General features: G+C 61.7%; 10 protein-coding genes and 1 pseudogene. 3 read left to right on the forward strand and 8 right to left on the reverse strand.

Annotation, left to right across the window (positions count from 1 at the left end; translation table 11 throughout):
* Positions 1-9 precede the first annotated feature (9 nt).
* Positions 10-300, reverse strand: a pseudogene (locus AX768_RS22325) (hypothetical protein); the annotation flags it as partial.
* A 126-nt stretch (positions 301-426) separates the two neighbouring features.
* On the opposite strand from AX768_RS22325, the gene AX768_RS22330 reads away from it, so the two are divergent.
* On the forward strand, positions 427-1,236 hold the full coding sequence (locus AX768_RS22330; RefSeq protein WP_062002157.1) for an SDR family oxidoreductase: 810 nt from the start codon (positions 427-429) through the stop codon (positions 1,234-1,236).
* A 30-nt stretch (positions 1,237-1,266) separates the two neighbouring features.
* Here the strand turns inward: AX768_RS22330 and AX768_RS22335 are convergent, their stop codons facing one another.
* Entirely contained in the window at positions 1,267-1,659 is a 393-nt protein-coding gene (locus AX768_RS22335) for a carboxymuconolactone decarboxylase family protein (RefSeq protein ID WP_062002158.1), read from the reverse strand.
* A 208-nt stretch (positions 1,660-1,867) separates the two neighbouring features.
* Here AX768_RS22335 and AX768_RS22345 point away from each other — a divergent pair, with 208 nt between their 5' ends.
* Positions 1,868-3,043, forward strand: coding sequence for a Gfo/Idh/MocA family protein (locus AX768_RS22345; protein ID WP_062002160.1), 1,176 nt, complete (start codon positions 1,868-1,870; stop codon positions 3,041-3,043).
* A gap of 10 nt (positions 3,044-3,053) precedes the next feature.
* Complete coding sequence (locus AX768_RS22350) at positions 3,054-3,500, forward strand: DMT family transporter (RefSeq protein WP_062002161.1); 447 nt, start codon at positions 3,054-3,056, stop codon at positions 3,498-3,500.
* Between the two features lie 6 nt (positions 3,501-3,506).
* On the opposite strand, the gene AX768_RS22355 is transcribed toward AX768_RS22350, so the two are convergent.
* From AX768_RS22355 to AX768_RS22380, 6 genes are all read right to left on the reverse strand, one after another.
* Positions 3,507-4,439, reverse strand: coding sequence for a GNAT family N-acetyltransferase (locus AX768_RS22355; RefSeq protein WP_442857263.1), 933 nt, complete (start codon positions 4,437-4,439; stop codon positions 3,507-3,509).
* A 91-nt stretch (positions 4,440-4,530) separates the two neighbouring features.
* Positions 4,531-5,373 carry a formyltransferase family protein gene (locus tag AX768_RS22360; protein ID WP_062002163.1) on the reverse strand — a complete coding sequence of 281 codons (843 nt, stop codon included), beginning with the start codon at positions 5,371-5,373 and terminating at the stop codon, positions 4,531-4,533.
* Positions 5,374-5,464: 91 nt separating this feature from the next.
* Positions 5,465-7,690: a TonB-dependent siderophore receptor gene (locus AX768_RS22365; RefSeq protein ID WP_062002164.1), complete on the reverse strand. Its 2,226-nt coding sequence runs from the start codon at positions 7,688-7,690 to the stop codon at positions 5,465-5,467.
* A 50-nt stretch (positions 7,691-7,740) separates the two neighbouring features.
* On the reverse strand, positions 7,741-9,111 hold the full coding sequence (locus AX768_RS22370) for a lysine N(6)-hydroxylase/L-ornithine N(5)-oxygenase family protein (protein WP_062002165.1): 1,371 nt from the start codon (positions 9,109-9,111) through the stop codon (positions 7,741-7,743).
* 65 nt (positions 9,112-9,176) lie between these two features.
* On the reverse strand, positions 9,177-14,159 hold the full coding sequence (locus AX768_RS22375) for a non-ribosomal peptide synthetase (protein WP_062002166.1): 4,983 nt from the start codon (positions 14,157-14,159) through the stop codon (positions 9,177-9,179).
* Complete coding sequence (locus tag AX768_RS22380; protein ID WP_062002167.1) at positions 14,156-23,767, reverse strand: non-ribosomal peptide synthetase; 9,612 nt, start codon at positions 23,765-23,767, stop codon at positions 14,156-14,158. Before AX768_RS22380 ends, AX768_RS22375 begins: the two co-directional genes overlap by 4 nt.
* Between the last annotated feature and the right edge of the window lie 150 nt (positions 23,768-23,917).

Genomic DNA, 23,917 nt, shown 5'->3' on the forward strand with positions numbered 1-23,917 from the left:
AGACGCCTTTCACGGCGCAAAACGACCGATTCCGGATAATGTTATTTCCGATGCTGGATTGGAACCGGCACCGGGACCACTTTCGTGTGCGGTCGGGCAACTCCATCGCTCATGGATGTGACCGGCGGAACCGTCTGCTTCGCGGTTCTTGAGCGTGTCGCTGACAAAGCTGCGAAGCCACGGCACACCCATGCCTTCATAGTCGTTCGAGATGGTGAACGCCGTGATTTCGTACTTGTTGCGGTCCAGCACGTTGGGAAGCAGGCCAACGCGTTGCGGACCATCCTGTGTGATCGCCTGAAATATTCGAAACAGGACACGCACTGAATACTTCTTCATTCCGAAATTTGGAATATCGTTTCCACTGCGCAGGCCTGGGGCGAATCGGACGCAACGCAGGATCTACCACCAACGGAGACGAAATCGATGGGACAGTTCAATGGCAAGGTGGCCGTGGTTACGGGCGGCACGCAGGGACTCGGCGCGGCGGTCGCCGCGTTGTTCGTTGAGCGCGGTGCGGCGGGCGTGGTGATCTGCGGGCGCTCGCATGACAAGGGCGAGCTCAAGGCCCGCGAGTTGAGCGCGGCTAGTGGCGCGGATGTGCATTACGTGCAGGCGGATTTATCGCAGGTTGAAGATTGCCGCGCGGTGATCGGGGCAGCAGACGCGCGCTTTGGCCGTATCGATATCCTGGTCAACGCGGCGGCGTTGACTGATCGCGGCACGATCCTCGATACCGATCCCGCACTCTTCGACCGGATGTTCGCGACCAACGTTCGCGCGCCGTTCTTCCTGATGCAGGAGACAGTCAAGGTCATGCGGCGCGAGCATATCCAAGGGGCGATAGTGAACATCGGCTCCATGTCGGCCATGGCGGGGCAACCGTTCATTGCGGCGTATTGCGCATCGAAGGGCGCGCTCGCCGCGCTCACGCAAAACGCCGCGTATGCGTTGTTGCGCAACCGCATTCGCGTGAACGGCCTGAACCTCGGATGGATGGCGTCGGACGGCGAGGACCGGATTCAGCGGGACTATCACGGCGCCGCCGATGACTGGCTTGAACAGGCCGCGGCCAGGCAACCTTTCGGAAGGCTGATTGCGCCCGAGGAAGCCGCGCGGGCCGTTGCATTCCTGGCGAGCGATGACTCAGGGATGATGACCGGGTCGATGGTGAATTTCGATCAGTCGGTGTGGGGCGCATTCGACGACGCGCCGCATCCTCGCTCCGAAGCGTAGGACATACGCCATCCGGTGGTCATCGGAATCTCACTCGAACGCAGGATCAACAGGCACGCGGTATCCCACCGCAAGCCTGTTGGTCTCGTTGGCCATGCCGACCACGGCGATCAGCTCGCCGAACATCTCATCGGTCATGCCTGCGCGACGCGCGGCGGCCGTGTGGCTCGCGACGCAATAGCCGCAATTGTTCGTTACGCTCACCGCGACGTACAGCAACTCCTTCACGAGCGGATCGAGCGCGCCTGGCGCCATCACGTCCTTGATGCTGTCCCAGGTCCGCGCAAGCGTTGGCGGATGCTGCGCGATGAACTTCCAGAAGTTGTTGACGTCCGGGACGCCCCGTTTCTCCTTGATATCGTCGTAGACGGCCTTCACTTCCGGCGCGGCATCCGCGTATTCGATGGGTCTCATCTGGCTCATGGATTCCTCTTTTCTGACAGTGGTCGTTCGATCGGATGTGAAGCAACGCCTGCCATTCTCCTGCATTCGCTGCCGGATTCAAACACCTGTTCAAGTTTCGTCGATCGACATTCGTCACGCGAATTCGCGGGAATGCTCCGTGCTGCACGAAATCATCGATGCCTGGCCACGCCGGGCGACAACCTGAATATCGACTTGTGGAGCACACATGTCCGTACCGAATCAGGATCACCCGGAAGAGCGCCCACCGTTCGTTGCCGCAAGCGAGCGGCGTGCATCGCCCGAAGACCCACCGCTTGCGCCCGGACAACGCGTGGGATTTGCCGTCATTGGGCTAGGCCGTCTCAGTCTGGACTCCATCCTGCCGGCGCTTGCGTCGTGTAAGCTATGCAAGCTTGCCGCCGTCATGACCGGCAATAAGGAAAAAGGCCGGCGCGTTGCAGCGCAATACGGGGTGCTGGCGGACGCGGTCTACGCATACGACGAGTGGGACAAGCTTGCGCACAATGCAGATGTGCAGGCGGTTTATATCGTGACGCCGAACGGCATGCATCATGAGCAAGTCATCCAGGCCGCGCGGATCGGCAAACACGTGCTGTGCGAGAAGCCGCTCAGCAACACGTCGGCCGAGGCGCTCGAAATGGTTGAAGCTTGCGCTGATGCCGGCGTCAAGTTGATGGTCGCTTACCGGTTGCAATATGAACCGCACAATCGCGACGTCGCGAAAATGGTGCGCTCGGGTGAATTCGGCAAGCTCAAGATCATTGAAGCGCACAACGGTCAGGTACAGGATGACGCAAGCCAGTGGCGTCACGAAGCGAAGCTCGCGGGCGGCGGTTCACTGCCTGACATCGGACTTTACTGCCTGAACTTCGCGCGCTTCGTGACGGGTGAGGAACCCGTCGAAGTGATGGCGTGGGTGTGGAGCACGCCGGGTGATGTACGTTTCACCGAGATCGAAGAGAATGTCGCGTGGCAGATGCGGTTTCCATCAGGCGTCGTCGGGCGTTTTTCAGCGGCCTACGACGCACATGAATCGCGGCACGCGAGGCTTCACTTCCAGACCGCGACCGTCAAGCTCGACCCGGCGTTCTCGTACAAAGGCATCCGGCTTTACGTGAATCACAGGTCTGCCGCACGCGAGGATGTCGAGGTATCGGAAGAACGTGTGTCGGAGGAGAAAAACCAGTTCGGCGCGGAGATGGACCACATGGCGGAATGCGTGCTGACTGGACGCACGCCGGGAACACCCGGCGAAGAAGGTCTGCAGGACCAGCGCATCATGGAAGCGATCTACCGGTCGGCGGCAGAGAACCGGCCGATCATGCTCGAACCCATATCGGGCCCGGACGCCTTCCGCGATGCCCGTCTCTCAGACAAGTGAGCGTGCGTCCATGCAATGGCTTCCTGCGTTCTTTGCGATCCTTGCCGGCATCTCCAATCCGCTGCAGTCGGGCAGCAACTCGGCGCTGCTCAAGACGATCCAGGCGCCGATAGTCGCGGCTTTCATTGTTTATGCAATCGGTGCGGCCTGCCTGCTTGCCGCCATGCCCTTTCTCGGCTTCCCGCTGAAGACAAGCATTTCGAAACTCGCCGATGTCCCTTGGTGGGCGTACATCGGCGGCCTGTGCAACGTGTTGTTCCTGATGTGCACGCTGCTCATCACGAAAAAACTCGGCTCGGCAACGTTCACGACCATCGTGGTGATTTCGGCGGTTTTCACGCCGGTGTTGCTGGATCACTTCGGCCTGCTCGGATTCGAAGTGCGGCCGGCCACGTGGTTGCGCATTGGCGGCGCGGCGCTCGCGGCGATCGGTGTGGTGATGATCGCCGTGTTCTAGCCGTGCTCAGAACTTGAACGTATCGAAGAAGGTCTGCCGCTCCAGCACCGTGAGCGCGGCGCGCTTGTGCGGGAAGTCGAACTCCTTGAGCGTATAAAACCCCATCCTGTGCATGTACGCGATATGCCGCACATGATCGATACGCGGTTCGCCAACCAGGCGCTGCGTGCGAGGTTCATCTATAAACATGTAGTGCAGCACCCCGCTCCACCACGCCTTGAGCTTGCCCGAGCTTTGAAACTGCGCATCGCCTATAAGCAAATGAAGGCCGCGGTCGAAATCGCCGGCATCGTAGAACGGTCCCAGGCGATCTTCCTTCGCCCAGTAGAACTCGAAATACCCGAAAGGTTTGTCGTCGAAATAACCGATCATCGGATGCATGTGCGGGTCCGCCAGCCGCTCTTCCAGATACGCAGCATGTTCCGCACGCGTGCCTTTCTGATCCCAGAAGTAGGCAACGCGATCGAGGTTCATCCATTCGCTGAAGACGTCGGCGTCGGCTTGCGGGTCGACCGTGCGCAAGCTCAACGTCATGCCTATCAACGGAAAATAACGCTCGTATATTGTCCCTTTCGCATTCGGCGGGCGCACCGGATGACGACGATCCTGCGTCACGGTGTAGGTCGATGGCATGGCGCCCGATGCAGTTGCCTTCAGCCACGGGCGCGGTTGCTGCCAGAAGGTCCTGCGTGATGTCGTGAGCAGGACATGGTCATCGAAGGATTGGACGCTATCGATCACGCCTTCGGCAATCGCGCGGGTGGTGAACGCGTCGAGCGCCCGGGCGTCTGCCTTGGCTAAGAACAGTGCGACAGTCGCGCCTTGACGCGAAGGCTCCCCGCAGAAGAGTTCTCCAAGCGCCGGCAATAACGCTTCCGGCGCAAGCTCCGCGTGCCATCCGGTGAATGTGCAATCGGCAATGGCGCTTTCGGCGTCCATCGCTTCAGGATGATAAGAAACGTTCATCGTCGTATCTCCGGCGTTTGGCGAGTCAGGTGCAGAGGGTGGCGCGGATGCACGGGTCGCGCGGTCAAAGCGCCACCTTCGTGAAGCGATCCGCCATCGCAGCAAGGCCGCCTTCCAGCGCGGGGAAAAGGCTCAGGTTGAAATTGTTCCAGCGCAGCTCGAGGATGGTGTCGTCTGCATGAATCGGTGTCTTCAGCACGTCGAAGATCACTTCGCCGGAGTCGATGCCGTTATCGACGTAATGAAACGACGCCCCCGTCATGTTCACAGGTGCGACGGGTTGGGTCTGCATCGTGGTCCAGTCGATCACCTTTTCGCCGCGGGCGCCATGCAGCGCGTCGAGCGTCGCGTAAGCACCACGACGTTCATAAGGCGAATCGGGGCGCGTCACGCCCGGATGAATGTTCGCAATCCGCCGGTGAAACACCGCACCGGGACGCACTAGTTCATCGAGGATCACGAGCAGTCCGTCGAGCACGACACAATCCGCTTCGAGTTCGAGCAGCTTTTCAAGCAAGCGATGCTCGAACGCGCTTTTTTGCGGCACGCGCTCAGGCGCGTGCCGCGCGAGTCGCCTGTAAGTGGATGGAATTGCGTGCAGCAAGTCATTGGCCTCCTTGCCCTGCACACGCAAATGGCCCGGATAAATCCACTGCTTGCCCGGCTGGCACGAGAAACCGTAGTGCCTGAGCTTTTCGCGATCCGCGGGCGAGCCTTGATCGTCGTCGTAGATCACGCCCTCCAGCGAGTAGTGATCGCCGAGCGGGGTAGTGTTCAGGCGGTCAACCAGGAATTCGAGCGGCGACTTCATGTATCGAAGACCGCCCTTGTATTCGATCTGCTGCCCCGCACGGTCTGCGGCAGCGTTCCTCAGCGACAGGATATAAACGAGTTTTTTCTTCGACATGACGTTGGATTGAAGATCGGGAGATTTGGTGCAAACGCGCGGTCCGGATGCACCGCGCGCTCCTGCTCAACACGTGAAGATCAAACCTTGCTTACCAGTCGTATCTCGCGGTCGCCACCACGGTGCGCGGGTTGCCGTAGAAGCACGTCGAAGTCGACTGGCAACCGCTGACGAACGTGCGGCTGAAGATGTTCTGCGCATTGACCGCGAAGCGCCAGTTACGCGTGTCGTAGTGGATCGCGGCGTCGTACACGGTGTAGCTCGGCACGTAGAGCGAGTTGTCGTAGGCGCCCGCCAGTCCGCTTTGATACCTGATGCCCGCGCCAAGACCGAGACCCGTGAGCGGACCCGTATGCCAAGTCCAGTCGCCCCAGAGCGAAGCCATCTGGCGCGGCAACGGAATCGACACCGGCCACTTGTTGAGCGAGTCGTCGTTGGCCTTGATGTTCTTCACATCCTGATACACGTATGCCGCGATCACCGATACATTGCGCGTCACCTTGCCGACTGCGCTCAACTCGATACCGCGCGAACGCACTTCGCCCGTCTGGATTGAAAACGTATTGGTCGGATCGGTTGGATCAGGCGTGAGGACGTTGGTCTGGTTGATCTGATAGACCGCTGCGTTAAGCATCAGGTTTTTGCTCGGCGGCTGCCAGCGCAGACCCGCTTCGATCTGCTTGCCCTTCGTGGGTTCAGCCAGGCCGCCCCCGGCCAACTTGACGCCAACCGTCGGATTGAACGATGTCGCGTAATTGACGTAAGGCGACAGTCCGTAGTCGCCGAGGAACACCAGCCCCGCGCGTCCCGAGAACGCATGATCGTCCTGCTTGAACTGCGTACCCGCGACCAGGTCGTCCTGCTTCGTGTTGCTCCAGTCCTGACGGCCGCCGAGCGTCAGCACCCAGCGCTGCCACTTGATCTGGTCCTGCGCATAGACGCCGAAGCTGTCCATCGATGAACGCGTATTGGTTTGCCCGTACGAATCGGGACCGGCGAAGATCGCGGTCGATACTGGCGTATAAACCGGGTTGTACATGTTCAGGCTTGGCCCTTGCGCAAGCCATTCGCTGTCTGTGGTGTTCTGGCGGTTGTATTCAAAACCGAGCAGAAGCGTGTGCTCGACCGGACCGGTGCCAAAACGCGCTTGCGCCTGATTGTCGACATCGAAGCGGCTGTAGTTCGGCTGGAACAAGCCGGCATAACGCGACATGGTCTGCTGCGTCGGGTCGCTGGCATCGACTCCGGCGCCCCATACAGCGCCCTGATCGAGCGACAGGTGCATCCAGCGCACGTTCTGGCGGAACGTCCAGATGGGATCGAACTTGTGCTCGAACTGATAACCCACCGACCATTCTTTCTTGCGGTAGTACGAATACGTTGGATCGCCCGTGTACAGGTCCGGTGAGATCTTGCCGTTGGGATTGGGCAGGACGGTGCCTTCGGCGGGCAGGAAGTTGTTCGATGCGTCGCCCCAATCCTGCAAATAGCTCGCCGCAATCGTGAGCGATGTACTTGCGGTCGGCTGCCATTTGATTGAAGGCGCGAACGATACGCGTTGCTCCGCATGCGGACCCGTCAGCGAGTTGCCGTCACGTCCTACACCAACGAACCGATACGACAAGGTTCCGTCCTTGTCGATCTTGTCACCAATGTCAAACGCAATCTGCTTGCGTGCGTAGTCGCCGAGTTGCATCTCGACCTGACGCACGCGTTCGCCGTTCGCGAGCTTGCTCTGAATGTCCACGATCGCACCCGGATCGCCCTGCCCGTACAGCACCGATGTCGGCCCGCGCAGGATCGTGATGCTGTCGATCATGTAGGGATCGACGCGCCAGCTCGCCAGGTTGAGCGTGTTGGGAACCTGCAGCCCATCCTGGAACACGCTTGGCGTGAAGCCCCGCAACGCCGAGTACCAGTCCGATCGAACATCCGCTCCATACGATGAAAACCCAGGCGTATAACGCAAGGCTTCATTGATGCTGGTCGCGCCGGTCTGATCCATCTGCGCGGCCGTGATCACGTTGATGGTCTGCGGGATCTCGTTGATCGGCGTATCGGTCTTCGTGCCCGTCGCGCTGCGTTTTGCCACGAGCCCGACCGTGCCGTCTCCTTCCGATCCCGCATTGACCGTTATCGCAGGCAACGTGTCTCCGGGCGTTGCGCCTTGTTGTGTCTTGCTATCCGGCTGTGCGCCCTGGGTCTGCGTACCCTGGGCTGCTGCCTGGGCGTGCGCATATCCGGCCGCCGCTGCGTAGAAGGCGATGCCCGTCGCTGCCGCGATCGCATTCCGACGCGTCCCTGTTGCCCACTCCATTTCCGTCGCTCCAAATCACAATGCGGCCTTTTCTTGCGGCCGCGGTTTTATCAAAGAGCGATAGCCATGCGGCCGTCGCTCATCCCGTTTTTTTGTTGGGCTGAATTCCGGCTGGCCGGCCGGTCCCGTGCCGCGTGCTCAGCGAGCGACGCGACAATCTCATCCGAACGCAGTGCCAGAACTGACAACAGCGTGTCGGACAATCCGTGGCTGTCTTCACAGCAGCCTTGCAAATAAATACGCGGTTTGAAATGCTCCGGCGTGGCGAGCCGGTAGTCGCGTTCGACGTCGCCTTTCACGAGTGCATCGCCGAGATGCGGTGCAAGACCATCGAGTAAAGCGATATGCGTGTCGCGCCTGTAGCCCGTCGCGAGTACGAGCGCATCAAAGCGTTCGGCGCGCGCAAGTCCCGTCAGGTTGTCGCGCAACGTCAGTTCGATCTGGCCGTTCGTCGCGCGTACAGCCGCTTCGATCCCGGTGTTCGCAAGCAGGCGGTGACGGAGATCGTCGGAGACGTTTTGCAGGTAAAGCATCTCGTAGATCTGTTCGATCAACGGCCGGTCGACGACCGCATAATTGGTATCGCGAAACCGCTCGATCAGCGAACGGCGGCCATCTTTCGACTGCCCGTAAACCACGTCCGTGTAGGCAGGGCTGAAGATCTCGTTGACGAAGGGCGTATCGTCGGCGGGCTTGAGCGCGCCCGAGCGAATCACCAGGCTCGCATCGACATGCGGAAAACGCCGCGACATATCCACGAATACTTCGGCGGCGCTCTGTCCGCCGCCGATCACCGCGACGCGTTTGCGGGGCGCATCGGTGGCCTTGCCGACCACGCGGTCGATCGATGTCAGATACGTCGATGAATGGATCACGTTGTGGCTGCCGAGCGCCGCGAACGCCTCGGGAACCTGCGCCGCTCCGCCGATACCCACGGACAACGCCCGCGTAACGCGCTGCCATTCGCGGCCTTCCCGATCGCACGACGAAACGCGCAGCGCGCCGATTTCCTTGCTTCCCGGGCTATGAACCGGTTCGATCGATGTAACGGTTTCGCCGTAATGCAGCCGCTCTTCGAAGGCATCGGCGACCCAGCGCAGATAGTCGTGAAACTCCACGCGAGTCGGATAGAAGCTCTTGAGGTTCACGAAGTCGTTGAGACGGCCGCGTTCGAACAGATAGTTGATGAATGTGAAGCGGCTTTTTGGATCGCGTTGCGTGACGAGATCCTTGAGGAAGGAAATCTGCATGCGGCAGTCGTCGAGCAGCATGCCTCGATGCCAGCCGAACTCGGGCTGCCGTTCAATAAAACAATGCGCAAGCCGTGACGTGGCGGCCTCTTCGGCAAGACGCACGGCCAGTGAAAGATTCGACGGTCCGAAGCCGACGCCGATCAAATCGAATACGGTGTCTCTCTGCATGTCTCAGGTCCCTTATCGGTTTGCGGTGGCGCGTTGAAAAGGCGCGCGGCGGTTGAGTTGATCGGTCACGGTTCGCGCACTTCCATGTTCGACGCTACCTTCGAAGCAAGGCCTGCAACGCTGGGCGCTTCGAAGACATCGCGAATGGTCAGTGCGAAACCGGCTGCACGGGTTGCATCGATAAACCGCACGACATCGAACGAGGTCGCGCCGGCTTCGAAGAGGTTGTCGTCGTGGGACAGCGGCGGCCCGTTGAAAACGTCGCGCCAGAGATGTTCGAGCGTGTGTGCTGTCGAAGCGGCCTCGGCATCCAGCGTGAATGGTTCGGGTACGCTCAATGTCGCTTTGAAACGCGGGTTCGCCGCGTCCAGGGCAATGCTCGGAGCGTCGACGAACTTCGTCACCACGTCGAGATACTCTTGCGCCAGCGCCTCGGCGAATGTTGCATCGACCAGTTCATTTGCGTATGAGAACGCACCCGTCACGCGTCCATCGCGATGTTCGACAATATCCAGTTCCAGCTCGAAGACCACACGGTGCCGGACGTCGTTGAACCCTTCGAGCGAAAGGGCCGCCCAGCTCTGCCCGATCGTGGCAGCCGGGCGCAAGTAGTTGAACATCACCTGGAAGAGCGGATTCGACAAACTTTCGCGCGGTGCGCGCAACGCCGCGACGACGTCGGCGAAAGGCGTATCTGCATGCGCGTAAGCCGCAAGCGCTGCGTCGCGCACTGCATTGAGGATAGTCGCCGGCGTATCGCGTTCCGCGAGTTGCGTGCGAACGACCACCGCGTTGATGAAGAGGCCAAGCGCGTGACGCGCGGCATCGCCGGAATGCTCGCGGGTTGAAGAAAGCACGCCGATGGGTTGATCGGACACGCCCGTCAGCCGGTATAACGCCACATTGAGCGCGGCGTGCAGCAGCATGGGCAGCGTCGCGTGTGCTCCCACGGACATCGCGCGGGCTCGGCGTATGAGCGTTTCATCGAATTCGAACGCGATACGACCCGCCGTCCAGCGCGGTTGCATCGCACGGCCCGATGGGGGCGCCGGCAGGATGCTTGATGAGCCAATGTCCAGCGTTTCGAGCGCATCGCGCCAGAACGCAATGCGTGATTGCGGCGCAGACAGGGGAAGAACTGGCGGCATCGGCAAGGCGCGCGCAACAGGCGAACCCGATATCACCCCGACGTACGTTGAGCGGACTTCCTCGAGCCAGAGGTCGATCGATTGTCCGTCCGAGACAATGTGATGAATCACGAGCGACAGGACATGATCATCTTCGGCAAGTCGCAGAAGCCGGACACGCCAAAGCGGCGATGATTCAAGCAGGTCAAACGGCGTCAATGCGTCCTCGTCCGTGAGCTCGTTCGCACGCGCAACGCGTGACGGTTCGTTCGAGAGATCGATCACACGGAGTTCAACCGGACAGGACCCTTCGATACGTTGACCCGGATGCCCGCCCGTTCGTTCGACAAGACGCGTGCGCAACGCAGGATGCCGCGCGGCAGCTTGAGCAAAGGCTTCACGCAGTGCATTGGCGGAAAGCGTGCCGCGCAGGCGCAACGCGACGGCGATGTTGTAAGCGGCGCTGTCCGGCTGCGAACGCCACAGGAACCACAATCCGAGCTGCGCGGCTGACAGGGGCAAGATGCCGTCGGCATCGGGGGTCGGTTGTTGTCGAACCGATCCGTCGAGCATTGCGTCCACACGTCTGGAAAGCGCTACACGTTGGGCGTATTGCGACAAAACCGGCGCCTCGAAAAGCGTGCGCACCGGCACGTCCCGTCCAAGCTGCTCGGCGACGCAAGTCGCAACCCGTACGGCCGCGAGCGAATGACCACCGAGTTCGAAGAAATCATCCGCGCGACCAACGCGTTTTACCGTTTCCGCGCCAAGCACTTCGCGCCATATCCTCGCCAGCGCGACTTCCAAAGCATCCGAAGGCGCTTCGTAGGCGCGCTGCACACGCTGTGGTTCGGGCAACGCAGCGCGATCGACCTTGCTGTTGGCATTACGCGGCAACGCATCGAGCACGACAATGAACGCCGGCACCATATAGTCCGGCAACGTGTGACGCAGATGCGCGTCGAGCTCGGCGGCATCGGCGCGTGTGGACCATTTGCGCGCCTCGTCAGTCAGTTCGACGTATGCCACCAGCGCTGCCTGAGCGCCCTTGCAGTTCACTACCGCTACTGCCTCGCGCACATCGTCATGCGCGGCAAGTTGCGCTTCGATCTCGCCAAGCTCGATACGCAAGCCACGAAGCTTCACCTGATGATCCACGCGGCCAATGAAGTCGAACACGCCATCGGCACGGCGCTTCACCAGGTCCCCTGTTCTATACAACCGCGCGCCCGGAACACCGAACGGATCCGGCAGGAACCGCTCCGCCGTCATCGCGGGCCGGTCGAGATATCCGCGTGCAACACCAACGCCCTCCCCACCCAGGTACAACTCGCCGATCACCCCGACCGGCAGCGGGTTCAGGCGTGCATCCAGGACATGGGCGGTGCGGGCGCCAACGAGCGTGCCGATCGGAAGGTATGCGCTGTCGGCGAGCTTCGCGGGATCATCGCCGGGATTGAACATCCAGAGCATCGGCGTGATGACGGTTTCGGTCGGGCCATAACCGTTCACGATGCGTGCGTTCGGAAACGCGCGGCGCATCAGTGCGAAGGCCTCGCGCGATGTGGCTTCGCCACCTACGGTCAGCGAACGCAACGTAGGCGGCGCCCCATGCGCGAGCGCCCACTCGGCGAGTTGCGTCGCGCAACCCGGCGGCACATACGTCATGGTCACGCCTTCGCGAATCATCATCTTGCAGGTCAACGCTGGCGGCCACAGGGTATCCGCGGTGACCGCGACCGCCGCGCCCGACATGTACTGCGAGAACCAACCTTCATGCGAGCCGTCGAAGTTGACGGACTGGAACAGCAGGAAAACGTCGTCTTCGCCCGCTCCGTAACGCTTCGCAATCGCCGTGCAATGCAACGCGAACGAGCCGTGATCGACGATCACGCCCTTGGGCTTGCCCGTCGATCCGGATGTATAGATCACGTAGGCCGCTTGCGTCGGTGCAACGGATGGCAGCGCAGTGCTGTCATCGTGGAAGAGGCTTTCGTCATCGACCAGCCAGACGCGGACACGCTCCGAGACAGGCAGCGCGGACAGACTTGCACGCTCGGTGATGATGTGGACGATCTGCGCATCGTCAAGAATTTGCGCGAGGCGTTCGCGCGGATGACTCGGGTCGAGCGGCACGAACGCACCGCCCGATTTCAGGGCGGCGATCAAACCGACAGGCAGGTCCACCGAGCGGCTGAGCGCCACACCCACACGCATTTCGGCGCTTACGCCTGCGGCAACGAGGCGCTGCGCAAGCTGCGCTGCGCGCGTGTTCACTTCGCCGCGCGTGAGCGAACGCTGCATGTCTGCCACGCCGCGCGCCTCGGGTCTCGCACACGCGTGGTCGGCTATGCGTTCATGCACCGGCTTGAACCCGTCGTCTTCTTCGGGCGGATTGTGGTTCCAGGCATCGAGCTGGATGCGTTCGGCAAGCGGCAGCCATTGCAGATCGCCAACCGCAACATCCGGCGTGTCGAGCGCATTCGACAGCAATTCGACGAAACGCTGCGCGAGACGATCGATGGCATCGGCTTCGAACAGATCGAGCGCGTACAGGAAAGAGGCGTCGATGGCACCGCCGTCGCGGAGCTCGAAATTGAGCGTCAGGTCGAATTTTGCGAACGGCGTGCCGGAGGGCAACTCGGTTACGCGAACATCGGCGAACGACGGAAGCGGACGGCGCGCCCCGAACGCGGCCATGACCTGGAACAGCGGGTGGTGGCTCGCACTGCGCGCAACGCCCGTTGCCTCGACCACTTGCTCGAAGGGCACGTCCTGATGCGCCTGTGCATCGACAAGACTTTGCGCCGTTGCATCGATGAGTGTCCCGAAACTTTGCGTGGCATCGATGCGCGTTGCAACCGTCAGCGTGTTTACGAAGAAGCCGATCAGTCCCGCTGTCTCGGCACGTTCCCGATTAGCGGCGGGCACGCCGATGTAGATATGCAGTCCGCCGGACGCGCGCGCGAGCAGTGCATTGAGCGTCGCCAGCAGGACGGCGAAAGGCGTTGCGCGCCGCGCACGCGCAAGACCCGCGACACGCTGCACGAGTGTTGCGTCGAGCTTGAGAACATGACGCGCGGCGGCTGCGCTGCGTTGTGCCGGGCGCGGTGCGGCGCCGGGCAGCGTCAGCACGTCGCGGGCCGGATCGACTTGCACGCGCCAGAATTCGAGTTGACGATCACGTTCGCCGGCATCGAGCCAGCGTCGCTGCCACAGCGCGTAATCGGCATACTGGATCGGCAGCGGTTCGAGCGAAACCGCTTCGCCATTTACATACGACCGGTAGAACGATGCCAGCTCCGCCAGCGCCACGTCCCCCGACCAACCGTCCGACACGATGTGATGCGTCGTCAATGCAAGCCAGTGCGTGGTCGCATCGAGACGGATCAGGCACGCGCGCATCAGCGGGCCGTGGGCAAGATCGAAAGGCCCGGATTCATCGGCGAGGGCGAGTTCCTGTGCCCGCGCCTCGCGTTCGGCGAGCGGAACGCTGCTCACATCAAATGCCTGCCAGCAGCAGCGCTCAGGTGCACGCACGCTCTGTGATACACCGTCGGCGCCATCCGCGAAAGTCGTACGCAACGCCTCATGACGCGCAATCAACGCATCGCACGAACGCCGCAGCGCGTGTTCGTCGAGGGCGCCATCGAGACGCAGCCGCTCGGTGATGTGATACGCCGCAGGCTCGTCGATCATGCGTGCATGCAACCAGAGCCTGGTCTGCGCGAACGATGCCGGAACACTCGCGGAACGCTCGGCGCGCGGCGGTATGGGCAGCATGCGAAAGTCGATACCCGTAGCCGGGAGTCGTTCCAGGAACACCTTGCGTTGTGCGTCAGGCAACTGCGCGAAGCGCACTGCAAGAGAGAGCAGATCCGGTCTTGCCGTCATCGTCGGTCCTTGATTCCCGGTCTTCATTGCGCTTCGAGCTCGCCGAGTAATGCATCGATTGCGCTTACCGCGTCCTGTCCATTTGCGTTTTCATGTGCGGCAAGTGCGCGATCGATCTCCGCGGCGCAGCGTGTAAGCGTGCGTTGATCGAAGAGTGTGCGTAGCGGAAGCATCAACGACCAGTGAAGGTTGGCCTGTGCATTAGCCTGCGTGGCGAGCAGCGAATGGCCGCCGAGCGCGAAGAAATCATCGTCGCGTCCGATTGATTCGATGCGCAAAACGCGTTGCCAGATCGCGGCCAGATCATGTTCTGTCGGCGTCCGCGGCGACTCTACGGAACGGTCCTCGCGCGTGGGTGCTGGCAGCGCGTTGCGGTCGCATTTTCCGTTCGGCGTAACCGGCAGCGCGTCGAGTTCGATCACGCGGGCGGGCACCATGTAAGGCGGTAGCTGGGCGCGCAACGAATCCAGAAGCGCGGCTTGATCGAGCGCGCCCTCGGCACCGCGCGCCACGTACGCGATCAATTGTTCTTCGCGCACGATAACCACGGCGTCATGCACGCCGGGATACGCACGCAGCAGCGCTTCGATTTCGCCCGGCTCGATACGTTGTCCGCGCAGCTTCACTTGTGCATCGATACGGCCGAGGTAATCGAGCGCACCATCACTGCGACGGCACGCAAGATCGCCCGTTCTATACAAGCGCGCGCCCGCCACGAAAGGATCGGGTACAAAGCGCTCCGCAGTCAGTGTCGGCCGGCCGAGATACCCGCGGGCAAGCCCTGCTCCGCCCAGATAAAGCTCGCCGATGGCGCCTTCGGGCAGCGGATTGAACGCTGCATCGAGGACGTGCAGTTGCAGGTTGTCGATCGCGTGGCCGATTGGCACGGAGGCTGCGTCCCCATCTTCTGCGCTGCAGGTCCAGTGCGAGACATCGATGGCGGCTTCAGTCGGCCCGTACAGGTTGTACAAACGCGCGTTCGGCAGCAACTGGGCAGCACGCGTGACGAGCTCAGGCGCGAGCGCCTCGCCACTCGCCACGATTCGCTGCAGGCTCGTGCAGCGTGCCGCAACGTTGAAGTCGTCGATATAAGCGATGAACGCGGCGAGCATCGAGGGAACGAAGTGCAGCGTGGTCACGCCGCGCGCTTCGATTGCAGCGACGAGCCGCGCGGGGTCGCGATGATCGCCGGGGGCGGCAATTGCCAGCTTCGCGCCCACGGAGAGCGGCCAGACGAATTCCCACACTGACACATCGAAGCCGAACGGCGTCTTGTGCAGCACGACATCGCGATCGGTCAGTGCGTAAGCACGCTGCATCCACGCGATCCGGTTCGACAACGCGCCGTGCGTATTGCCCGCCCCCTTTGGCCTGCCTGTTGAACCCGATGTATAGATCAGGTAGGCAAGCTGTTGCGCTTCTGCACTGATGTGTAGGCCGTGCGCCGTATCGTCTTGCATCAGTTCGGCGACCGTGAAGACGCGCGCACTGTCCGCTTCGATACGCTCACGTAGATGGGCTTGCGTCAGAACGACTGCGGGCTTTGCATCGTCGAGCAGGTACGCGATACGCTCAGGGGGGTAGTCCGGGTCGATGGGCAGGTACGCCGCGCCCGCCTTCAACACGCCCATGAGCGCGATCACCATGTCGAACGATCGATCCAGACACAACGCTACCGCCGTATCCGGCTTGACGCCCTTCGCCACCAGCGCTGCGGCAAGGCGATCCGCTAGCGCATCGAGTTCACCATAACGCATCTGGCGCAGTTCGCCGTTTGCATCGGCGAATTCAAGCGCAATGGCATCAGGCGACGCTTTAGCCGCACGTTCGAAATGGCGATGCAACGGCAGTTGTTGTTGCGCCGGCCAAGTGCGTGAAGTCGCGTTGAATTGCGCGATCCTGACAATATCTTCCGGGCTTGCAATCGAGATCGTGCCTAGCAACGCGTGCGGGTTGATAACAAGTGCATCCAGACATGCAGCGAAGGCGCGATGCAGCATCGTCACGCGCTTTTCATCGATTCGCGCCGCGTCGTAACCGTAGTCGATCGTCATCGACTCGCCGGCTTCAATCACGAGCGTCACCGCAAAATCTGTCGCTTCGATATTGCGCAAGTCGCGCATCTTGAGCGCGCGTTCATCGCGGCCGGCCCAGGCTTCATCGACGGGATAATTTTCGAAAACGACCAGCGTGTCGAAGAGCGCACCGCCGCCCTGACGCGCCCATTGCTGGATATCTGCAAGCGGCGTGTGGGCGTGCTCTGCGGCAGCCGCGTTATCGCTTTGCAACTCGCGCAACCACGTCGCGGCCTCACGATGCGGTGACGGCGCCGTGATTACAGGCAGCGTGTTGATGAAAAGACCAAGCACGCTATCGACATCGGGCAAGGCATCCGGCCGACCCGCGACCGTCGCGCCGAACACAACCGATGACTGATGTGTGACCCGCTGCAATGCAAGAGCCCATGCGCCCTGCACCAGCGTGTTGAGCGTGACATGAAGCCGGCGTGCAGTTTCCGTGACGCGGCTCATAGTGTTCGCGTCGAACGTTGCTCGCCACGTGCGGTTGCCCGTCTGCATAGCCACATTGCGTTTCTCGACGAGCACCGGTTCGTCGAGACGGGCAAGACGTTCGAGCCAGAACGCCTTTTCCACGCCTTCATCTTTCTCGGCCAGCCACGCAATGAAATCACGATAGCGCGACTTCGCCCGCACCGAGAAGGGCTGCGCCTGCGGCGGGCCGATGTAATCGCGCAGGATATCGGCGAAGAGACGCGCGGTGCTCCAGCCGTCGAGCAACAAATGATGGCGGGTCCAGACGAGCTTCCACTCGTCGTCCGCGATCTGGATGAGCGTCACGCGCATCAGCGGCGGCGTATTCAGATCAAAACCACGTGCCCGATCCGCCGCAAGCCATGATTCGAGCGTGTTATCGCCATGATCGCGCCAGTCGAGCAGGTCAACAGACATGCGCGCTTGGCGGTGCACGATCTGCATCGGCTTGGCTTCGTCAGGCGTGAAACTCGTGCGCAAAATGTCATGCCGTGGCACTGCTGCTTCGAATGCGGCGCGAAGGCGCTGTACATCCGGCGCATGCAACGTTGCAACCAGTTGATTGACGTAGGTCGCCTGCTCCGGCGCGAGCAGCGAGTGGAACAGAATTCCTTGCTGCATCGGTGAGAGCGGATAGATGTCATCGACCGAGCGAAGATCGTGCGGCACGCGGTCGAGCGCGGCCTGGTTCAAACCCGCTTTGAGCGCCAGCGGGTAGTCGCCCGGGGTCGCTCCGCCACCCTGGAGCTTCAGACGATCCGCGCACGCTGCCACGATCTGTGCGAGGATCGTTTCGAAGCGCTGCGCCAACGCTTCAATCGTCGTGCGATCAAATTGCGTCGCGGCATATACCCACTGCAATTTGAGCGTGCGGGCACCGTTTGTATCGATATATGCGTGAATCGCAAGCGCGTTGCCAAGCGGTCCCGCCGGGTCGCGTTCGCAGCCGGCGCCTCCAAAATGCGGCACGAGCAAGGCATCGCGAGGAGCGTCGAACTGACCAAGATAGTTGAACGTCACGCGCGGGCGCGGTACCGCTGCAAGCGCGTTGCGTGTCGCGTCATCGGCGTAGTGACGCAGGACGCCGAAGCCGAGACCCTTGTGCGGCACTGCGCGCAACGTGTCTTTGGCCTGCGTCAGCGTTCCCAGAGGCAACGCGTCGATGTCCAGCGCTACCGGATAGTGACTCGTCAGCCAGCCAAGCGTGCGGCTTGCGTCGATATCATCGAACAACGCCTCGCGGCCATGACCCTCGAGTTCGATACGGCACGATGAATGTCCGGTTTGCTCGCCGATCGCATGGGCCAGCGCAGCGACCAGCAGCTCGACTGTCTGCGTCCGGTATGCAGCATTTGCTTCGTTCAACGCTGCGCGCGTGAGGTCGGCGGCCAGCGTCTGTTCGAACACAACGGCGTCGGCATTCGTCGCCAATGCTTGTGGATGGTCGAGCGGCATATCCTCGTGCGAGCTGGCAAGTGCGCACCAGTACGACGTTTCCTGCGCGAACGGGGATGTGGGTTCACGTGCGGCACGTGCGAGACGTGCGGCCCAGTCCTGTGCTCGCGTACCAGCGGGCGACAACTGTATGGCGCGACGATCGATTGCGGCGCGATAAGCTGCGTCCAGATCATCGAGCAGGATACGCCAGGACACACCATCGACTATCAGGTGATGGATCGCCAGATAGAGCTGCGTGCTGCCATCCGGAAGCGCCGCGGCCAACGCGCAGACAAGCGGTCCGTTCGTGATGTCGAGCGTGCATTGCAATGCGTCGAACTGCGCGAGCGCGTCAGCCTGATCATTGGCAGTGGTCGCTGCAAGCGGCAATGTATCGAAGGGCTTCGGTGCTCGAACGATCGACCATCCACTACCGCCGGCGCTCTGCACGAACCGCTGGCTGAAAATATCATGATGCGTTAGCAGCGCATCGAAGGCGCGGGCGAAAGCATCGAGATCAAACGGCGTTTGCGTATCGAACTCGACCGACTGGTTCCAGTGCCCGCGTTGCGGCATGTCCAGCGTAAAAAAGCGCAGTTGCGCGGGCGTCAGGACAGCAGTCGACGCACGCACCGGCGCGCTCGCCATCGGCGCTGCCGCTGTATCGATTGACGTAGCGACTGTGGCCAGTTGCGCGATAGTTGGACCATCGAAGAGTTGCTTCGGCGTGAAACGCACGCCGCGTTTGCGCGACCGGGCAATGATCTGAAGCACGAGAATCGAGTCGCCGCCAAGTTCGAAGAAATTGTCGGCGCGTCCAACCCGCTCCGCCTTCAATACGTCTTTCCAGACGGCAGCGAGCGTTTCTTCCCTCGGTCCGCGAGGTGCGTCGCCGTCACTTTCAACGCCTACGGGTGTGACTGCGGCTTCGCGCAGCGCGGCGCGATCAACCTTGCCGTTGGGCGTTACTGGAAGCGCGTCCATCACCACAAGCACGGCGGGCACCATGTATTCGGGCACGCTTGGCGCGAGCGCTTCGCGCAACGTCGATTCCGTTTGAACGCTGTTTTTATGCAATGTGACGAACGATGCAAGGCGCAAGCGCCCTTCGTGTTCGACCGCAAGCGTCTCTGCTTGCAAGACACCGTCGATGCATCGCAGCGTCGCGCTCACCTCACCCGGCTCAACCCGGTAGCCGCGGATCTTCACTTGATCGTCGAGGCGCCCGAGGAAATCCAGTTGACCATCGGCACGTAAGCGAACGCGGTCGCCCGTTCTGTAAAGGCGCTTGCCCGACGCCTCTGGATGGGGAACAAACCTTTCGGCGGTGGCAGCCGCGCGTCCCAGATATCCCCGCGCGACGCCCGGACCACCCAGATACAGCTCTCCGATCGCACCGGCCGGCACGCACGACCCGAATGCGTCGAGCACGCATGCATACGCGTTCGGCAAGGGCCGGCCGATGGGCACCGATTGCCCTCGTGAATGTGCTTGCGTCAAGGCCGACGTATCGCAAGCGAGCGAACCCACCGTCGTTTCAGTCGGACCATAGTGATTGATCACGCGGCAACCGGGCTTGAGCGCGGCGATCCGGTCGACCAAAGCCCAAGGCAACATCTCGCCGCCTGTTATCAACGCGTGCAATGGCAACACGTCTTCCGGACGCTGCGCATCGAGTAACGCATGAAGATGACTCGGCACGATCTTCAGCACGCCGACGCTGCGGGAGCGCATTTCCTCGGAGAAACGGTCCGGGTCGAACGCGCATGACGCGGGCAGCAAGTGCAGCGTGCGGCCGGAGCACAGCGCGCCGAACAACGTCGTATGTCCGAGATCGGCTGCGACAGTGGAAACCATCGCCATGGATGCGCCGGGCGCGAAGTCGAGTTCGTCAAGCATCCCCTGCACGTAGTCCGCGAGCGCGCCATGCGAGACCACGACACCCTTCGGCGTGCCTGTAGAGCCCGACGTGAAGATCAGGTACGCGGCCTGATGCGGCACCGGCGAAACACGACGGGCGGCCGAGTTGGAAAGCGAGACTTCCTGCTCGATGGCATCGATATCCAGTACCGTCGCGTTGGCAATGCTTCGCGGTCCGTTCGAAACGAGCGCCAGGCGCGCCCCGCAAGCTTCGGCGGCAGCGGCGAGGCGTTCTGATGGCATCGCGGGATCAAGCAGGACCGCGTAGGCGCCGGATTTCAGCACGCCCAACAAGGCCACGACAAAGCGCACCGAGCGCTCGATGCACACCACGACCGGCTGTTCGATGGCTGCACCGCGTTGTTGCAACGCGAACGCAACGCAGTCCGATGCATCGTCGAGTTCGGCGCATGTCAGTTGAGTCGTTTCGTCGGCGACCGCCACGCAGTGGGGCGTTGAAACCGCATGAGCGGCGATGAGCGACAGAACGTCCTTGCCCTCGATAGCCAACATGCGCCGCATTCGCACATCGGAAGTACCGGCGCAATCGAGCAGCGCAACGGGAAGCTTCGGATCACGCACGGCATCCGTCACAAGAGCCGCGAAGCTCGCAAGCCAAGCTTCTGCCGTGGCGGTATCGATGCAATCCAGCGCATAGGCGGCCACCAGTTCGATGCCGCGCGAATCGTCCGTGAAATCGAGCGCGAAATCGAAGCGCGCGGCGAGGTCAGGACCGGGCGTTGCAATGGCGGACACGCCGGGCAATGCGGCTTTGATCTCCGTATCGAACTGCTGGGCGAACTTCACGCGCAGCCATTCTTCGCCGCGTCGCACAGGCGGTTTTACAGCGTCCAGAACCTGATCGAAGGGCACGTCCTGATGAGCGAACGCAGCAAGCGAAGTCGCTCGAACGGAGTCGAGCAACACCTCGAACGACGCGAGCGGCTGAACCTTCGTACGCAACGCGAGCGTATTCAAAAACAACCCGATCAAAGGCGCGGTTTCCGCCCGCTGACGATGCGCAACCGGCACCGCGACAACCAGATCCGTTGCGCCCGTCAGCCGATAAAGCCAGGCATCGAACGCAGCGAGCAGCACCGCAAACGGCGACGCATGTACGCGATGCGCAAGTTCGTGCACAGCCATTGACGTGCGTGCACCCAGCCGCAACGACACCCGCCCTCCGCGATGATCACGTTCCGCAGGACGCGTGCGATCGCAAGGCAGCGCAAGCGGCTCGGGCGTGGTATCGAGTTCCTTGCGCCAGAACTCGATCTGGCGCGCGCCCTCTGCGCCTCCCACTACCTCCCGTTGCCACTGCGCGTAGTCCGCGTACTGGATCGGCAACGTTGGTAAGGCGGGATCGCGACCCTCGACGAACGCCGTGTAAGCGGCCGCGAGTTCATCGAATGCACAGTGTGAACTCCAGCCATCGCTGACAGAGTGATGCACCGCGAGCATCAGCCGGTGTGAATCGTTTGCGAACGCCACTAATTGTGCGCGCAGCAACGGGCCTTCGGAAAGATCAAAAGGTTTTGCCGCGTGATCCTGCGCGAGAAGGTCTGCTTGCTCGTCTTGCAGGGCGTCGTTCAGATGACGCAGATCCACGTGGCCGATGCGCACCGGCAACGTCGCATGGATACGCTGCATGACGACGCCATCATCGTTCTCGACAAGAGTCGTACGCCACACATCGTGGCGCTCCATGACGTGATCCAGCGCGCGTTGCAGCGCCTGGGAATCCAGGGCGCCACGAAGCGCCCAGTGTCCCGCGATGTGATAAGCCGATCCCGCATCTTGCGTCTGCGCAAGCACCCAGAAACGTTGCTGCGCGAACGACGCTGGCCGATCAACAAAACTCGCATTGGCCGGCATCGATGGCATGCGTTTCAATGCAACGTGAACCAGGCCGGATTCACGCTCGCTGCTGTCGATCAACGCCGCAAGTGCATCGAGCTGGGGGTCATCGAATAGCGTATCGAGCCGCAGATTGACGTTATGTTCGCTGCGGATCGCGGCTTGCAATTGCATTGCCGCAAGTGAATCACCGCCGCGGTTGAAGAAGCGATCCGTGCGGCCAACAGGCAACGGGTCGCTCAAAATGCGCTGCCAGCATGCCGCTAGCCACCGTTCGGTATCGCTTTGCGGTGCTGCATGGTTCGAATCGGTCTTGAACACCAGCGCCGTTACCGCGTGCCTCAAAGCCTCGCGATCAAGCTTGCCGTTGAGCGTGTATGGAAGATTGTCGAGGCGTGTGTATCGATGCGGCTGCCAGGCATCCGGCAAGCGTTGCTCCAGATATGCCTTGATCGTTGCATCGTCCAGCGCATCTGCCGTCACAATGCAAGCTGTCAGCACGGTGCGGCCATCGGTTGAATCGGTGAGCACGGCTGCATCGCGGACGAGCGGATGCGCCCGCAAACACGCAGCGATTTCGCCCGGCTCGACGCGAACGCCGCGCACCTGCACCTGATCGTCGATACGGCCAAGATAGTCGTATGCGCCATCTGCCCGTTGACGCGCACGATCACCCGTTCGATAAATCCGCGCACCTGGCTCGCCGGATGCATCGGGAATAAAACGTTCAGCGGTAAGCGCCGCACGGCCGTGATAACCGCGTGCAGTACACGCGCCGCCGAGCAGCAATTCGCCCGCATCCCCCACTTCCTGCGCACCGTCGATACGTACCACGCGCGGCCCGATAGCCCATCCGATCGGCAACGACGCATATGCATCATCGCCGGCGAGATCGGGCGAGGCACCCGGCGCGACGGGCCATAACATCGGAGACATGATGGTTTCGGTCGGCCCGTATCCGTTCACGAGCCGGACCGCCGGGAACACACGCCGAACCGTTTCGAAGGCATCCTTTGACAGCGCCTCACCGCCAAACGCAAGCACACACAAAGACGCGGGCACGCCGGATCGTTCGGCAAGCGCAGCAAATTCACGCAGATAAGCCGGCGGGAAAGCCGCGATATTCACCTGTTCGCGATCGATCATCGCGAGCGCGGCCTCAGGTGCGAACGGCGGCGGATCTGTAATCACGATGCGCGCACCCGCGGCAAGCGGAGCGAGCCAGCATTCATGCGCGGCATCGAAATTGACCGATGCAAAATGCAGCAAGCGATCATCCGCCTGAATAGGCAGGGCTGCCGTCAACGCGTCGCAGTGCGCGGCAAGCGGCCCATGCTCGACCACGACCGCCTTCGGCGTTCCCGTGGAGCCGGATGTATAAATCATGTATGCAGCGGCGCGTGGATGGACGAATATTTCGTCGTTATCCTCACCAACCTCTACGCTTAACGACTCCCTCACGTTCGATACCGTCAAACAGTGCGCGAACCGCTGACGCATCATTTCATCCGCCGCAACGTCAACGATCCCATGCGTCAAACCCGCATCGTTCACGATCCAGTCGAGTCGGGCCGCCGGATGATGAGGATCGAGCGGAACGAACGCGCCACCCGCTTTCAGCACGGCCAGCAGCGCCACGAACAACTCACACGAACGCTCGACACATACACCGACGCGCACCTCGGTCCCGACACCCGCCGCGCGCAACTGCGACGCCAGATGTTCCGCGCGCCGGTCCAGCTCGCGACGCGAAAGCCGCGTCTCCACTGGCGAAAACGATGTCAGCGCCGGCGCATCAGGGGCAAGGCGCGCCAACGCGCTGATACGCAGATGCAGCGCGGTCGGGAAACGGGTCGTGTGCGTCGTCATGGGCGTGAAGTCCTCTGAGCCTGGCCGTTTCGGCCCGCTCAATGGCCACAGGAATTGCGGCTTCATTGGGATGACGATTTGCGCACAAGAATATTTACCTTTATTTTCGGGGCCGAATACCGGGCTTCACGCGAAAGGCATGAAACAGAT

The organism is Burkholderia sp. PAMC 28687, assembly GCF_001577465.1.
Lineage (GTDB): Bacteria > Pseudomonadota > Gammaproteobacteria > Burkholderiales > Burkholderiaceae > Caballeronia.